We start from the raw sequence: 13,988 nt of genomic DNA on the forward strand, positions 1-13,988 counted from the left end.
TCGGGCCATTCTGCGGCCGGGGAGCGGATTTTCCTGACGCTGGGGCAGGCGGAGGGGCAAGCGCCGGGGCCGTCACTCCTCCCAGAGGTCGGTCGAGAGATATTTCAGCCCGCTGTCGCAGATGACGATGCCGATGCGGCCGCCCTTCTCGGGGCCGGCCAGCAGCTTCAGCGCCGCCGCGAGATTTGCGCCGGCGGAATAGCCGCCGAAGATGCCCTCCTCTCGGGCGAGCGCGCGGGCGGCGGCCTTGGCCTCGGCGCCGGTCACCGCAAGATAGCCATCGACCGGCACGTCCTTGAGAAATGTCAGATCCGCCCGCGCATAGCCGCCGCCCTGGATCGGGTGGTTCGGCGCGGTGACCTCGGCGCCGGAGAGCGCCGCCGCGCCCTCGGGCTCCACCACATAGCCGCGCACGCCGCCCATCGCCTTCAGCGTGCGGATGGCGCCGGCATAGGTGCCGCCCGAGCCGGCGAAATCGGCGAAGGCGGTGAGCGTGCCGCCGGAATTCTGCCAGAGCTCCGAGCCCGTCCCCGCCGCATGGGCCGTGGGGTTGCCCGTCCGCTCGAACTGGTCGGCGCGGAAGGCGCCGCGGGCCTCCGTGACCCGCTTCGCCTCCTCCTCCACCAGCGCCAGATCGGCGCCGGAGACCTGGCCGGGCGGGCTGCCCTCCGCCTGCGGCACGAGGATCACCTCGGCGCCCAATGCCCGCATCATCTTCGCCCGCTCCGGCGAATTGCCCTCGCTCATCACCGCGACGAAGGGATGGCCGCGCACCGCGCAGACGATGGCGAGCCCGGTGCCCATGTTGCCGGAGGTGAGCTCCACCACCGGCTGGCCGGGCACCAGATCGCCTCGCGCCTCCGCCTCCTCGATGATGCCGAGCGCGGCGCGGTCCTGCTTGGAATGGCCGGGGTTCAGGTAGTCGAGCTTCGCCATGATCCGCCCCTCGAGCCCCCGCGCGCGGGTCAGCCGGTCGAGCCAGACGGCGGGGGTGCGGCCGATGACGCCGAGGATGGAGCGGTGGGCTTTCAGGTCCATTCCCGCATCTGGTCAGGCAGCGGGGCGCTTGTCCAGCGGGCCGGCGGCGATCGCGCCGATCCGGCGGGAGGTCGCGAGAAGCGCCAGCCCAGCGAGAAGCGAGAGCCCAGCGAGCAGCGGGAAGAGCACCGGCCCGCCGGCGGCGGCCAGCACCGGCGCCAGGGCCAGCGGGCCGATGGTGGCGCCGGCGAGGCCGCCGAGGAGCGGCGCGGAGCTCATCCGCTCGTCACCGCCAAGCACATGCATCGCCCAGACGTAGAAGGCGGGGAACTGGATGCCGACGCCGGCGCCGGCGGCGATGAACCCCGCCTCCGGCTGGCCCGCCGCGGCGAGGCCGAGCGCGAAGGCGGTGATGAGAAAGCCGGCGGCCATCAGATGCTCGGGGCGCAGATGATGCGCCACCCAGTAGAGCATCAGCCGCGCCGCGAGGAAGGCGACGAAGAAGCCGGAGGTCAGGAGCGCCACCCGCTCGGCGCCGAGGCCGAGCCCGAGCAGCGCCGTGGGCCCGTAGCCGGAAAGGCCCGTCTCGAGCACGGCGGAGACGAAGATGAAGGCGAGGATCGACATGCGCCCGGCATGGAGCGGCGGCAGCCCGGGCCGGACGGTGGCGGCGCGGCGGAGCGCCGGGCGCACGAAGGGCAGCGTCACGAGCGCGAGCACGGCGAGGCCGAGGTAGACGGGCGCCGGGCGCCCTCCGGCGAGCAGAAGCGCCGGCGGCGCGGCGATGGCGCCGATGCCGTAGATGGCATTGACGAGCCCGACCATGCCGGGGCCGCGCGCGCCGAATTCCGTCAGGAACCGCCTGTTCACGACGACGGAGATCGCCCCGTAGCCGAGCCCGGTCACCAGCGCCGCCGGCAGGATGCCGCCCCAGCCCGGCGCGAGCCCGAGCCCGAGCGCCCCCGCGAGGATCAGCGCGAAAGAGAGCCGCAGCGTCAGGCGCACGATCCCGAAGAGGCCGGAGACGACGGCGATGGTGCAGCCGAGCCCGTGGATGCCGATGACCAGCCCGGCGCCACCGGCACCATGCGCCTCGGTCCAGACCGGCAGGGCGAGCCCGTAGAGCCCGGGCAGCGCGCCGATCAGGATGAAGCCGAGCCCGCCGGTGACCAGCAGCCTCAGCGGCGTCGATTCGAATGATGTCATGTCGGAAGGGCCTTCGGCGTTTTGCTAGAGGTGCGATGCCGGGGCGGCATTGTCAAAGGTGAAGGGGGCCACGCGGAGCTCGGCCGCGCCTCAGCCGGTCAGCGCCCGGCGGACGAGGTTGAGCCCCGCGACGAGCAGGACGAACAGGATCACGCGCCGGAAGGTCTTCTGGTCGATCCTGTCCTGGACCGCCTGGCCGATCTGCATGGCGAGCACGGCGGGCAGGACGAGCGCCAGCCCGAAGCTCAGCGTCGCGAGCGTGAGGACGCCGGAGGTCAGATGCGCGAAGAAGAGCATCACGGCGCCGAGCCCATAGATCACCCCCTGGACCTGCACATGGTCGCGCTTCGGCAGGTCGATGGCGGTGAGGTAGAGCACCGTCGGCGGCCCCCAGACGCCGGAGAGCCCGCCGACGAAGCCGGAGAAGCCGCCGACGAGCAGCGCCGGGGGCTTCGAGGCCTCGGAGAGGCGCGGCGACCAGCCGGAGAGCATCAGGAGCGCGAACCCCACCACCGGCGCGCCGATCATGAGGAACAGCCAGCGCGGCTCGAGGAACGACACGAGCTGCGCCGAGATGACGAGCATGACGAGCAGCGCCGCGAGATAGAGCCGGAAGCGCTTGAGGTTCGTCCATGCCGCCTTCGGCCCCAGGCGCATGGCCTGCAGCCCGTTGCTGACCAGCGTGGAGGGGATCAGCCCCGCCAGCGCCAGCTCCGGCGGCAGGAAGAGCGACAGGCCCGAAATCATCACCATCGGCATCGCGAAGCCCGAGAGGCCCTTGATGACCCCGGCGAGCATCGCGACGAGGCAGGCAAGGACGAAGAGATGCGGGGTGAGCTCGGCGGGCCAGGACATGCAGGAGCTTTAGGGGAGCGTGGCGGCGGGGGCCAGAGGGGGGCGATGGAGGGGGGCCGGCCCGTGCCGGGCCGGGTGGAGGCTCTGCCTCCACACCTCCGAGGTATTTTTGGCCAGATGAAAGGGGCCGGGGAGACCGGGAGTGGGGCTCGGGGGAGGAGGGACGCTTGGGAAGCAACCTGGGCGGCTGTCCCGTTGGCCGGTCAGGGCTGTGCCCATCGCCCAGAGGTTATTCGGGCCAGATGACCGGGAGGGGCCGGGCGGGCGGTCCACCCGAGGCCGGGCCGGTCCGGGAATTGGGCGCCAGCGCGGGCGGGTCAGATGACCTGCTGGGCGGCGGTCTCTGGGCCGGAGGTGAGGAGGGCGGTGAGGGCGGCGGTCAGCCCCTCGGCGAGGGCCGGATCGGGGGCGGGGCCGAAGACTTCCTCGATCGCCAGATAGCGGGCGGTGACTTCCGCGGGCGCGCCGGGCCAGCAGGCGCCGAGGCGGTCGGCGAGCGGGTCACGGACGTCGATGGCGGCGCCGTGGAGGTCGCGGCCGGAGGTGTAGATCATCCAGGCGGCGACGGCGAGGAAGAGGCCGCGGGGGCTGCGGCCGGCGGAGAAATTCTCGCCGATCGTACCGAGCAGGCGCTGCGGCAGCTTCTGGCTGCCGTCCATCGCGATCTGCCAGGTGCGGTGGCGGATCGCCGGGTTGGCATAGCGCCGGAAGAGCGCGTCGGCATAATCCGGCAGCGAGGTGCCGGGGGGCGCGGTGAGGACGGGCAGGATCTCCTCCGCCCAGAGGTGCCTCACATAGGCCGCGAGCGCGGGGTGCGCGACGGCGTCTGAGATCGTCTCCGCCCCTGATAGATAACCCAGATAGGCGAGCGCTGAATGCGTGCCGTTCAGGCACCGCAGCTTCATGTGCTCGAAGGGCGTCACGTCCTCCACCAGCTCGGCGCCGGCGGCGGCCAGGTCGGGGCGGGGGCCGGCGAAATGATCCTCGATCACCCATTGGCGGAAGGGCTCGTGCATCACCGGGGCGGCGTCATGGAGGCCGGTAAGGGCCTCGGTGCGGGCGATGTCGGCCTCCGTCGTCGCGGGGACGATGCGGTCGACCATCGAGGAGGGAAAGGCGCCCTCCGCCGCGATCCAGGCGGCGAGGGCGGGGTCGATCTCGCCCGCCAGCTCCAGGACGAGACCGCGCAGGAGCGCGCCGTTGCCGGGGATGTTGTCGCAGGAGAGCACCGTGAAGGGCGGCTCGCCGGCATCGCGGCGGGCAGCGAGCGCCCGGGTCAGGTAGCCGATGGCGGAGGCGGGGGCCTCGGGATTCGCCAGATCGGCGCGGATGACGGGATGGGCGAGGTCGAGCCGGCCCGTGGCCGGGATGTGGCAATAGCCTTTTTCGGTGATCGTCAGGGTCACGAGCCGGGCCGTGCGGAGCGCGGCGAGGACGGCGGCGGGATCCTCCGGCGCCACGAGGACCTCGCGGATGACCGAGACATGGCGGGCCGTCTCGCCCTCCGGCCCGAGCTCGACGGCGGTATAGGTGCCGCACTGAGGCGCCAGCCGGTCGCGCTGGCCGGGCGACTTGAGCGAGACGCCGGTGATGCCCCAGTCGCCCCCCGAGGCCGCCATCGCCTCTTCGACATAGAGCGCGCCATGGGCGCGGAAGAAGGCGCCGAGGCCGAGATGGACGATGCCTTGCGCGGGGGCGGGGGTGGTGCGGGTCAGGCGGGTCATGGGGCTCCTGCGGTGGGGCTCGGGGCGAAGGCACGACGTTGTTTAGGGGTCGGCGCCCGGCGGATCAAAGGACGGGGGCGGCGATCTCGGTAAGGGCGCCGCGGGCCAAGACGACCTGGGCGGCGACGTGATGGCCGGCGGCGATGGCGGCCTCGGGGCCGGCGCCGGTGAGGCGGGCGGCGAGGTAGCCGGCGTTGAAACTGTCCCCCGCGCCGGTGGTGTCGACGGGGGCGACGGGCGCATGGGCGGCAGCGACGCCGGCGGTGCCCTCCGCCTGCCAGTGGATCGGGCCGCCGCCGGCCTTCACGGCGATCTCGGGCACGCCGAGGGCGGCGTAGCGGGCGAGGGTCGCCTCGGCGGAGGCATCGCCGAAGGCCGCGGCCTCGTCATCGGCCGAAGGCAGGAGGATCGCGGCCGCGGAGGCGGCCCGCGTGACCCAGTCGCGCGCGGCCTCGGGGCTCTCCCAGAGGCGGGGCCGGACGTTGGGATCGAAGGCGAAGGGCACGGCGGAGGCCTTGAGCGTGGCGAGGAGCGCCTCGCGCCGGTCGGGCGCGAGGATCGCCAGCGTGATGCCGGAGAGATAGGCGAGGCGCGCGCCGGAGAGGGCCTCTGCCAGTACCTCGGGCTCGTCGGCCAGATGCCGGGCGGCGGACTGGCCGCGCCAGTAGGTGAAGCTGCGCTCGCCGTCCTTCAGCGAGATGGCATAGAGCCCGGGGCCGCGGGCGGGATCCCGCTGGACGAAGGCGGTGTCGAGCCCGGCGGCGGCCAGAAAGCCGAGGATCCGGGCGGAGAACTCGTCGGTGCCGAGGCGGGTCGCATAGGCGACCTCGAAATCCTCGGGCAGGAGACGGCGGAGATACCAGGCGGTGTTGAGCGTGTCGCCCGCCACGCCCATGCGCCAGAGATCGGGGCCGGCGGCGGCCTCGCTCAGCTCGATCATGCATTCGCCTATCGACAGGATGCGCATGGGCCCTTCCCCTTGGGTCGCGGGATCAATGCGGGCTCGGCGGCGGAGTTGCAAGCGGGGGGGGGTGGGGCGGCTCGTGAGGTGGCCCGGGCCGATGGCAGGGGGCGCGGTGGAACGGTGGGTTGAAAACCCACCCTAGGAGGGGCGCGTTGCGCAACGTCGGAGCGGTGCCCCCGCCCGGTGCGCGCCGAAGGCGCAGGGCGAGCGCCGGCCCGTCCCGCGGGCTGGCGCTCTGGTTGGGCTGGGCATGAGCTCCGGGCGGGGGATTGGTTGCACCATAAAGCGCGCCGCTCAGCCGTAAGAGCGCCACCCCCCGGGCCGGCGCTCGCCCTGCGCGGCACTGTGGCTCAAGGTGGAGGGGGGTTCGGGGCACAGTCCAGCCGTCGGTGCGGGCTTCCCCGGGCGGTGGCTCGCCCCTTTCGGGAGAGTAGCTCGTGGGTGAGGGGGAGCGGAGGGCTGCTGCCCCCGCCCCGCCTCCGGGCTTCGCCCCACCTGCCCCTCTGGCGCCCACCTGGCCCGAGGGGTAACAGCACGGGATGGAAGGCTTTCTCCTCCTCGATACGCATGTGCTCGCCGCCGCCCTGCTCGCGGTGTTCCTCGTCGGGCTCGCCAAGGGCGGGCTCGGGGGGGCGCTCGGGATTCTCGGCGTGCCGATCCTCTCGCTCGTCATGAGCCCCGTGCAGGCCGCCGGCATCATGCTGCCGATCCTCATCGTGATGGACTGGGTCAGCCTCTGGTCGTGGTGGGGCGAGTGGGACCGCAAGACGCTTCTGATGCTGCTGCCCGGCGGGCTTGTCGGCATCGCCATCGGCTGGGCGACGGCCGCCTTCGTCTCCGAACCCGCCGTCAAGCTGATCGTGGGGGGCATCGCCCTCCTCTTCGCGCTCAACTGGTTCCGGGGGAAGCTCCGCAAGGCCGAGCTGCCGCCCCATGAGCAGAACCGCGCGCGCGGCGCCTTCTGGGGGACGGTCGCCGGCTACACCTCCTTCGTGGCCCATGCCGGCGGGCCGCCCTACCAGGTCTATGCCCTGCCGCTGCAGCATCCGCCGCGGATCTACACCTCGACCTCGGTGCTCTTCTTCGCCGTCGTCAATGCGGTGAAGCTGATCCCCTATTTCGCGCTGGGGCAGATCGACGTGACCAACCTCAAGATCTCGGCCGCGCTCCTGCCCGTCGGCGCGCTCGCCACCTTCGTCGGCGCCTTCGTCGTCAAGCGGCTGAAGGCCGAGGTCTTCTATCCGATCATGTACGCCATGGTGGTGCTCGTCGCTCTGAAGCTGCTCTGGGACGGGTCAACCGAGCTCTTCTGACCCCCCATTGCGCCCGCTGGCCGACGGGGCCAATGTCCCACGACATTGCCGGGCCCGCCCGGCGCGACCAGCCATGGAGAGACCCATGCCCACCAGAATCACCGTCTGGGGCGAGAACGTACACGAGCAGAAGAACGCCGTGGTCGCAAAGCTCTACCCCGAAGGCATGCATGCCACCATCGCCGCCGCGCTCAACGAGGCCGAGGGCCTCAGCGCCACCACCGCCACCCTGCAGGAGCCCGAGCACGGGCTGACCGCCGAGCGGCTGGCCGAGACCGACGTCCTCTTCTGGTGGGGCCATGCCGCGCATGGCGAGGTCTCCGATACCGTCGCCGAGCGGGTGCAGGAGGCGGTCTGGTCCGGCATGGGGCTGATCGTCCTCCATTCCGGGCATTTCTCGAAGCCCTTCAAGCGGCTGATGGGCACGCCCTGCAACCTCACCTGGCGCGAGGCCGGCGAGCGGGAGCGCATCTGGCTGACCGCCCGCAACCACCCGATCGCCGCGGGCCTGCCCGATCATTTCGAGCTGGAAAACGAAGAGATGTACGGCGAGCCCTTCGGCATCCCCGAGCCCGAGCAGACGGTCTTCGTGAGCTGGTTCCAGGGGGGCGAGGTCTTCCGCTCCGGCGCCTGCTGGACGCGTGGCGCCGGCCGCGTCTTCTACTTCCGCCCCGGGCACGAGACCTACCCGACCTATCACGACGGCAACGTCCAGAAGGTGCTGGTTAACGCCGCCCGCTGGGCCCACAACCCGGCGCCGCGCGTGGCTGACCCGAACGCCGCCCCCAACGTCCCGGTGGACAAGGCGCTCGAGCCGATCGAGCAGCGCGGCGAGACCCTGCACGAGGCGGGTGAGGAGGGCTTCCGTTGAAGAAGCACCGGCTGCTGGTCCTCGGCACCGGCGGGATGGCGGGCGCGCATGTGCTCGGCTTCCGCTCCTGTCCGAATATCGAAGTGGTGGCCGGCGTCGACCGCGACCCGGCCCGCCTCGCCGCCTTCTGCGCCGAGCACCATATCCCGAAGGCCTTCACCTCGCTGGAGGAGGCGCTCGACTGGGGCCAGTTCGACGCCGCCACCAACGTGACGCCCGACAGCGCCCATTACGCGACGACCCTACCGCTCCTCGCCGCCGGCAAGCATGTCATGTGCGAAAAGCCTCTGGCCCCCCGCCATGCCGATGCCCGCGAGATGGCGGAGGCGGCGGCGGAGGCCGGCGTCGTCAACATGGTCAACCTCACCTACCGCCGCTCCGCCGAGCTGGCGGAGGCGGCCAAGATGGTCGCCGACGGCGCCATCGGCGAGCTCCGCCATTTCGAGGCGAGCTACCTGCAGAGCTGGCTGACGCAAGACACATGGGGCGACTGGCGGACCGATCCGAAATGGCTCTGGCGGCTCAGCCAGAGCCATGGCTCCACCGGCTGCCTCGGTGACATCGGCGTGCATATCCTCGACTTCGCGAGCCATGCCGCCGGCCAGCCGATCACCCATATCTCCTGCCGGCTCGCCACCTTCGAGAAGGCCGAGGGCGACCGGATCGGCGAATATGTGCTCGACGCCAACGACAGCTTCACGATGCAGGCGCGGATGGAAAACGGCGCGCTCGGCGTGATCCACGGCTCGCGCTTCGCCAGCGGCTATCACAACGACCTGTTCCTGAAGCTCTACGGCACCGAGGGGGCCATCGAGCTCTCCTTCGACTTCCAGCGCTGCTGGATGCGCACCTGCATCGGGGTGGACGCGCTGCGCAGCAAGACCTGGCACGAGGTCAGCCCGACGCCGGTGCCGACCAATTACGAACGCTTCGCCCAGGCGCTCGACAGGGGCGTGGGCGAGGATCCCGACTTCGCCCGTGGCGCGGAGTTGCAGAAAGTGCTCGACAGCGCCACCGCCAGCCATGTCGCCGGCGGGGCCGAGCTGGCGATCTGATGGGCTCCGGGGTCGCGCTCTACTTCCACCCCGACCAGATCGAGGGGGAGGGGCGCGACCTCGTCGGCCGCCGCTCGGCCGGCGAGAGCTTCCTCAAGGGCTGGCTGGAGCACGGGCCCGAGGGGCCGCTCGGCGCGCTGACGGAAACGGAGGCCCATGCCGCTGCGCTCGCCAAGGCGCTTGAGGCACGGGGAGCGCAGCGGGCCCTGAGCGCCCGCAGCCTCGCATCGGGCCGGGATTTCACCGATCTCGGGACGATCTTCTTCCCGACGCCCGGCTTCTCCTCCGCCCCCTGGGCGCGGCTGCGGCACGGGGCGGCGCGCGCCTCTTTCGTGGGGCTGACGCATACGATCTCGACCCGGCGGATCGTCGAGAGCTTCCACGGCCTCGTCACCCAGCCGGTCGAGCCCTGGGACGCGATCATCTGCACGAGCCGCGCCGTGCGCTCGGTGATGGTCCAGCATCTGGAGGCGGAGGCCCGCTACCTGCGCCAGCGCTTCGGGGCGAGCCGGGTGCCGCTGCCGGAGCTGCCGGTGATCCCCCTCGGGATCCAGACCGCCGATTTCGCCCCCCGCCCAGGGGCGCGGCAGGCGATGCGCGCCCGGTTCGGGGCGCCCGAGGGGGCCTTCGTCGTCATGACCATGGGCCGGCTCTCCATCGCCGAGAAGGCCAACCCACTGCCGCTCTTCCTTGCGTTGCAACGCCTCGCGGAGGCGGGGCACGAGGTGCATCTGTGGCTCACCGGCTGGACGGAGCGGCCGCAACAGGAGGCGCTGCACCGCGACGGCGCCGCCGCCCTCGCGCCGGGGGTGACGACCACGCTGATCGACGGGCGCGAGCCGGCGGTGCGGCGCGACCTCTGGGCCGGGGCGGATGTCTTCACCCTGCCGGCCGACTCGATCCAGGAGACCTTCGGGCTGGTCCCGGTGGAGGCGATGGCCGCCGGCCTGCCCGTCGTCATGCCCGATTGGGACGGCTTCCGCGACACGGTGGTGCACGGGGAGACCGGTTTCCTCATCCCCACCCGCATGGCGCCCCCCGGCGCCGGCGCCGGACTCGGGCGGCGCTTCGCGGCGGGGACGGATCAGTACCTCCAGCACCTCACATTGGTGCAATCCCAGGTGCAGATCGACGTGCCCGCCTATGCGGAGGCGCTGACGGCGCTGGCCGAAAGCCCCGAGCTCCGCGCCCGGCTCGGCGCCGCCGCCAGCAGACATGCGGCGGCGGAGCTCGACTGGCAGGCCGTGGTGCCGCGCTACCTGGAGCTGGCGGACGAACTGGCGGCCCGCCGCGCGGCCGCCGGGGAGGCGCCGAAGATCGCCTCGCCGCGCGAGGCCGACCCCTTCACGCTCTACGCCGGCTACCCCTCGGCGGCACTTTCAGGCGATACTCTGGTGGAGGCGAAGGGCGCGGCGCCGGAACAGCTTCTGACCGAGATCGACCGCCTCTCCGCCCGCCAGCTCTACCGCCGCTCGGTGCTCTCGCCCGCGCAGCTCGCGGCGGTGGCTGAGGTGCTGGCCGAGCGGGGGCCGATGAGCGTCGCCGCGCTGGCGGAGGCCTCGGGCCTCGCGCTCGCGCCCTGCATGGCGGCGGTGCTGCAACTGGCAAAGGTCGACCTCGTCGCCCTGCCCAAGGTACCGCTCCGCCCCTGAGCCCCTGAGCCCCTGAGCCCCTGAGCCCCTGAGCCTAGTCGCCGTCGACCGGGAAGCGGGCGAGCAGATCCTCGACCATGGTCCGCGTCGCCTCCGCCTCGCCGATCAGGTCGGCGCGGCCGGCGAGTGGCGTCGCCTCCGGCGCGATCTCCGTCGGGCGGAGCACATCCGCCGCTGCGCCGGAGAGGAGCGGATCGTCCTCCTGCGCGGCCAGCGCGTCCCAAGCGCCGGCGCGCCACATGGTTTCCGCCTGCGGCTCCGCCTCGGCGGCGAGCGCGGCGGCGTAATCGCCGTCGACCTCGGCAGCACGGGCGATGAGGCTGCGGGCTCGCGGGTCGCTGAACCCGTCGAGCGCCGCCACCACCGCCGCGCCATCACCGCGCAGGAGCGCCGCCTCGGCGCGAAGGTATTGCCGTTCGCGCCCGTCCGCCCCCTCCGCCCGGCCCGCCATCAGCACCTCCGCCTGCTCGGGGAAGCCGAGGGCGAGGAGCCGCGCCGCCATGGCATTCTCGGTGTCCGCGCCGAGGCCGCGCGGCAGCGGGCCCATGGCGTGATCGAGGAAGCGCAGGTCGTCCGCCTTCTCCGTCAGCGCCGCGAGGGCGGCATCGGCCAGCACGGCGCGGCGCCCGGCGGGCATCGGATGGCGGCTGTCGGCGATGAGGTCCAGCGCCTCCTCGAAGCGGGTGGCGGCGGTGAGCGCGCGGATCTCGGCATCGGCGAGCCGCGCATCGTCCGCCGTGCCCCGCTGCTCGAAACGCAGCGAGCCGGCCAGCGCGATCTGCCGGTCGCTCGGCACCTGGCCGAGCTCGAGCGCCCGGTCGATGGCGCGGATCAGCACCTCGGGCGAGAGCGTGGCGCTGTCGTCGACGAGCGCATTGAGGTCCTCGAGCTCCGCCTCCGGGCCCTCGAGCGCGCCCGTCACCTCCGCCTCCGTCAGCTGCGCCTCGGGCGAATCGCCGGTGACGGCGGGGCGGGCGAGGTCGAGGAGCGATTCCGCCGTGAAGCTGTCGCCCGACTGGATGAATATCTGTGCGAGCCGCGCGCCGATATGGCCCTGCAGCGGCGGCGGCAGGGTGCGATAGGCGAGCATGATGGCGGCGCGCTGCTCCTCCGCGATGCCCTCGACGCTGCCCCCCGCCAGCGCCGCCCAGAGCGCCACCTTCTGGCCGCAGCCGATCTGCCCGTCGAGGATGCCGGACGGCGCCGGCCGCCCGTCGACCAGCGCGGCGAGCGCGATGAGTACCCGATGCGCGACGGAAGGGTCGGTATCGAGCGCCAGCACCTCGCGCGCCTCGGCGCCGAAGCCGAAATAGAGATAGGCCTTGGCCAGATCCTCCGCGGCGCCGGCGTTGGGCCGGTCGAATTCGCCGGTCAGCGCGATGCGCAGGGGGCCGATGGCGGAGGGGAAGTCCGCCTCCTCCGGCACCCATGTGGCCATGTCGAAGAGCGCCTCCGGCAGGCAGGAATTGTGTGCCGGTGCAATGGCCCGGTCGCGGTCGAGCGAGGTGCGGAAGCTCAGCCCCGGCTCGCCGGGCGTGCCGCCCTCCGGCCCCTCGGGCGGGGCATCCGCCGGGGCGAGGAGCGGCGGCACCGGCTCCGGCATGCCGGGCATCTGCGGCTGCAGCTCGATGAGCCCGAGCGTGGCGGCACGGGAGAGGCTCTGCAGGATGTCCGCCTCCATCTGCGCGACGCGGAGCGATTCGGGGATGGTGACGGCGGGGCCGAAGGGCAGGAGCGTCTCCGCCGGGCCCGGCGGGGCCAGCACCACGGGAAGCGAGGGCCGCGCGACCTCGGTCGGGCCGGGGCCGGGCGTGGCGGCGGGGGTGGAGGCGGGCGCTGCCGGTGCGGGGCGCGGGTCGGGCGGCGCTGCGTCAATGTCGGCAGCCATGTCGGTGGTCAAGTCGGCGGCCGGCGGGAGCGGCGCCTCGTTGGGGCTGTCCGCCGGGGCGGCGCCGTCGCGGATGTCGAGTACCAGCCGGTCGGGCTGCCAGCGGAAGATCGTTGCGTGGCAGGGCTCGCAGGCGAGCCCCAGCTCCAGGACGCCCTCGCCCCGGTCCTCCAGCGACAGGAGCCGGTCGCGCGGCACCCGGGCGAAGACACCGCCGGGGTCGAAGTCGATCCCCTCGCCGAGGTCGAGGAGGTAGCCGGCGCCGCCGCGCCCCAGTCGCCAGTCCTGCCCCTCCGGCACGGCGAGGACGAGCCGCGTGAAGGTCGGATGCTGGCCGGAGCGCATGGTGACGGTCTGGGCCGCCGCGGGGGCAGCCGCGAAAAGGAGCGCGGCGAGGAGGAGCCCTGCCGCCCTCATGCCGCCCCCTTGGTGGCCTTCAGCGCCTCTTCGAGCTCGGCGAAGCTCGGGCGACAATGCCCGGGCGTGTTCTGCCGGCCGACCTCGATGCAGATGTTCGGTGCGTGGCGGTGCAGGTTGGCGACCAGCACCTCGCGGATCAGCTTGTAGAAATGCATCTCCTCCGCCAGCACGGTGCCCATCTTGGCGGCGAAGGGGCCGATGAAGCCATAGGCGAGGAACACGCCGAGGAAGGTGCCGACGAGCGCGCCGCCGATCATCTTGCCGAGGATCTCCGGCGGCTGGTCGATCGAGGCCATGGTCTTGATGACCCCGAGCACGGCGGCGACGATGCCGAGCGCCGGCATGGCATCGGCCACTGCCTGCATGGCGTGGGGCGAGTGCTGCATATGCGCCGCCTGCTCCTCGAGCCGCTTTTCCAGCACCTCCTCGACCTGGTGGGGGTCGTCGTAGTTCATCGTGCCGGTGCGCAGCGTGTCGCAGATCAGCGCCACGGCGGTGCTGTCGGCCTGGATCTTGGGATATTTCGAGAAGATGTCGCTCTCGCCGGGGTTCTCGATATGCTCCTCCAGCGTCACCGGGTTGGAGCGGGCGATGCGGATCAGCTCGAAGAGCAGGCACAGCAGGTCGCGGTAATCGTCGTGCTTCCACTTCGGGCCCTTGAAGACCTTGCCGATGTCCTTGAGCGTGTGCTTGACCGCCGCCCCGTCGTTTGACAGCGCGAAGGCGCCGGCGGCGGCGCCGCCGATCATCATCATCTCGAAGGGCAGCGACTTCAGGATGATGCCGAGCTTGCCGCCGGCCAGGATGTAGCCGCCGAAGACCATCACGAAGATGATCACGATGCCGATGATTCCGATCATGCCCGCCCCCGTCCGGCGTTGGTTCAGGGGCAGAGGATAGGGGGAGAAGGGTTAACATCGTCTCGACGGCGGCGCGGGAGGCGGGCGCCGGAGGGGGGCTGTCTGCCCCCCGTCGCCCTGAAGGGCGTCTCCCCCCGAGGATTTTTGGGGAGCAAAGACATGGGGAGAGGGGCAGCCGGCCGCGGCCCTCCGCCGGCGCCGG

The 13,988-nt window shown here is 72.3% G+C and carries 11 protein-coding genes; 4 read left to right on the forward strand and 7 right to left on the reverse strand.

All coding sequences use genetic code 11. The annotated features are described in order from the left end of the window. Nucleotides 1-72: 72 nt before the first annotated feature. From ACAZ03_RS15300 to ACAZ03_RS15320, 5 genes are all read right to left on the reverse strand, one after another. A complete protein-coding gene (locus ACAZ03_RS15300; protein ID WP_373354948.1) occupies nucleotides 73-1,038 on the reverse strand; it encodes a PLP-dependent cysteine synthase family protein in 966 nt (321 codons plus the stop codon). 12 nt (nucleotides 1,039-1,050) lie between these two features. Next, nucleotides 1,051-2,184, reverse strand: a complete 1,134-nt coding sequence (locus tag ACAZ03_RS15305) for a hypothetical protein (RefSeq protein ID WP_373354949.1) — start codon at nucleotides 2,182-2,184, stop codon at nucleotides 1,051-1,053. A gap of 90 nt (nucleotides 2,185-2,274) precedes the next feature. Beyond that, nucleotides 2,275-3,039: a sulfite exporter TauE/SafE family protein gene (locus ACAZ03_RS15310; RefSeq protein WP_373354950.1), complete on the reverse strand. Its 765-nt coding sequence runs from the start codon at nucleotides 3,037-3,039 to the stop codon at nucleotides 2,275-2,277. 317 nt (nucleotides 3,040-3,356) lie between these two features. Further along, nucleotides 3,357-4,763: a mannitol dehydrogenase family protein gene (locus tag ACAZ03_RS15315; RefSeq protein ID WP_373354951.1), complete on the reverse strand. Its 1,407-nt coding sequence runs from the start codon at nucleotides 4,761-4,763 to the stop codon at nucleotides 3,357-3,359. A gap of 64 nt (nucleotides 4,764-4,827) precedes the next feature. Continuing rightward, nucleotides 4,828-5,730, reverse strand: a complete 903-nt coding sequence (locus tag ACAZ03_RS15320; protein ID WP_373354953.1) for a sugar kinase — start codon at nucleotides 5,728-5,730, stop codon at nucleotides 4,828-4,830. A 536-nt stretch (nucleotides 5,731-6,266) separates the two neighbouring features. On the opposite strand from ACAZ03_RS15320, the gene ACAZ03_RS15325 reads away from it, so the two are divergent. From ACAZ03_RS15325 to ACAZ03_RS15340, 4 genes are all read left to right on the forward strand, one after another. After that, a complete protein-coding gene (locus ACAZ03_RS15325) occupies nucleotides 6,267-7,040 on the forward strand; it encodes a sulfite exporter TauE/SafE family protein (protein ID WP_373354954.1) in 774 nt (257 codons plus the stop codon). A gap of 85 nt (nucleotides 7,041-7,125) precedes the next feature. Continuing rightward, nucleotides 7,126-7,911 carry a ThuA domain-containing protein gene (locus ACAZ03_RS15330; RefSeq protein ID WP_373354955.1) on the forward strand — a complete coding sequence of 262 codons (786 nt, stop codon included), beginning with the start codon at nucleotides 7,126-7,128 and terminating at the stop codon, nucleotides 7,909-7,911. Further along, nucleotides 7,908-8,966, forward strand: a complete 1,059-nt coding sequence (locus ACAZ03_RS15335; protein ID WP_373354956.1) for a Gfo/Idh/MocA family protein — start codon at nucleotides 7,908-7,910, stop codon at nucleotides 8,964-8,966. The genes ACAZ03_RS15330 and ACAZ03_RS15335 overlap by 4 nt, the downstream gene beginning before the upstream one ends. Next, entirely contained in the window at nucleotides 8,966-10,618 is a 1,653-nt protein-coding gene (locus tag ACAZ03_RS15340; protein ID WP_373354957.1) for a glycosyltransferase family 4 protein, read from the forward strand. Before ACAZ03_RS15335 ends, ACAZ03_RS15340 begins: the two co-directional genes overlap by 1 nt. Nucleotides 10,619-10,652: 34 nt before the next feature. Here the strand turns inward: ACAZ03_RS15340 and ACAZ03_RS15345 are convergent, their stop codons facing one another. Continuing rightward, nucleotides 10,653-12,923 carry a hypothetical protein gene (locus tag ACAZ03_RS15345; protein WP_373354959.1) on the reverse strand — a complete coding sequence of 757 codons (2,271 nt, stop codon included), beginning with the start codon at nucleotides 12,921-12,923 and terminating at the stop codon, nucleotides 10,653-10,655. Beyond that, nucleotides 12,920-13,786, reverse strand: a complete 867-nt coding sequence (gene motA, locus ACAZ03_RS15350) for a flagellar motor stator protein MotA (protein ID WP_373354960.1) — start codon at nucleotides 13,784-13,786, stop codon at nucleotides 12,920-12,922. Before motA ends, ACAZ03_RS15345 begins: the two co-directional genes overlap by 4 nt. Nucleotides 13,787-13,988: the final 202 nt, after the last annotated feature.

Origin of the sequence: Pseudoroseicyclus sp. CXY001 (assembly GCF_041714655.1) — a bacterium.
Lineage (GTDB): Bacteria > Pseudomonadota > Alphaproteobacteria > Rhodobacterales > Rhodobacteraceae > Pseudoroseicyclus_A.

Bases quoted from the DNA above. Each gene is read 5' to 3' on its own strand.
- ACAZ03_RS15330 (WP_373354955.1), top strand. From the start codon at position 7,126: ATGCCCACCAGAATCACCGTCTGGGGCGAGAACGTACACGAGCAGAAG.
- ACAZ03_RS15345 (WP_373354959.1), bottom strand. From the start codon at position 12,923: ATGAGGGCGGCAGGGCTCCTCCTCGCCGCGCTCCTTTTCGCGGCTGCC.
- ACAZ03_RS15325 (WP_373354954.1), top strand. From the start codon at position 6,267: ATGGAAGGCTTTCTCCTCCTCGATACGCATGTGCTCGCCGCCGCCCTG.
- ACAZ03_RS15315 (WP_373354951.1), bottom strand. From the start codon at position 4,763: ATGACCCGCCTGACCCGCACCACCCCCGCCCCCGCGCAAGGCATCGTC.
- ACAZ03_RS15340 (WP_373354957.1), top strand. From the start codon at position 8,966: ATGGGCTCCGGGGTCGCGCTCTACTTCCACCCCGACCAGATCGAGGGG.
- ACAZ03_RS15305 (WP_373354949.1), bottom strand. From the start codon at position 2,184: ATGACATCATTCGAATCGACGCCGCTGAGGCTGCTGGTCACCGGCGGG.
- ACAZ03_RS15310 (WP_373354950.1), bottom strand. From the start codon at position 3,039: ATGTCCTGGCCCGCCGAGCTCACCCCGCATCTCTTCGTCCTTGCCTGC.
- ACAZ03_RS15320 (WP_373354953.1), bottom strand. From the start codon at position 5,730: ATGCGCATCCTGTCGATAGGCGAATGCATGATCGAGCTGAGCGAGGCC.
- ACAZ03_RS15300 (WP_373354948.1), bottom strand. From the start codon at position 1,038: ATGGACCTGAAAGCCCACCGCTCCATCCTCGGCGTCATCGGCCGCACC.
- motA (WP_373354960.1), bottom strand. From the start codon at position 13,786: ATGATCGGAATCATCGGCATCGTGATCATCTTCGTGATGGTCTTCGGC.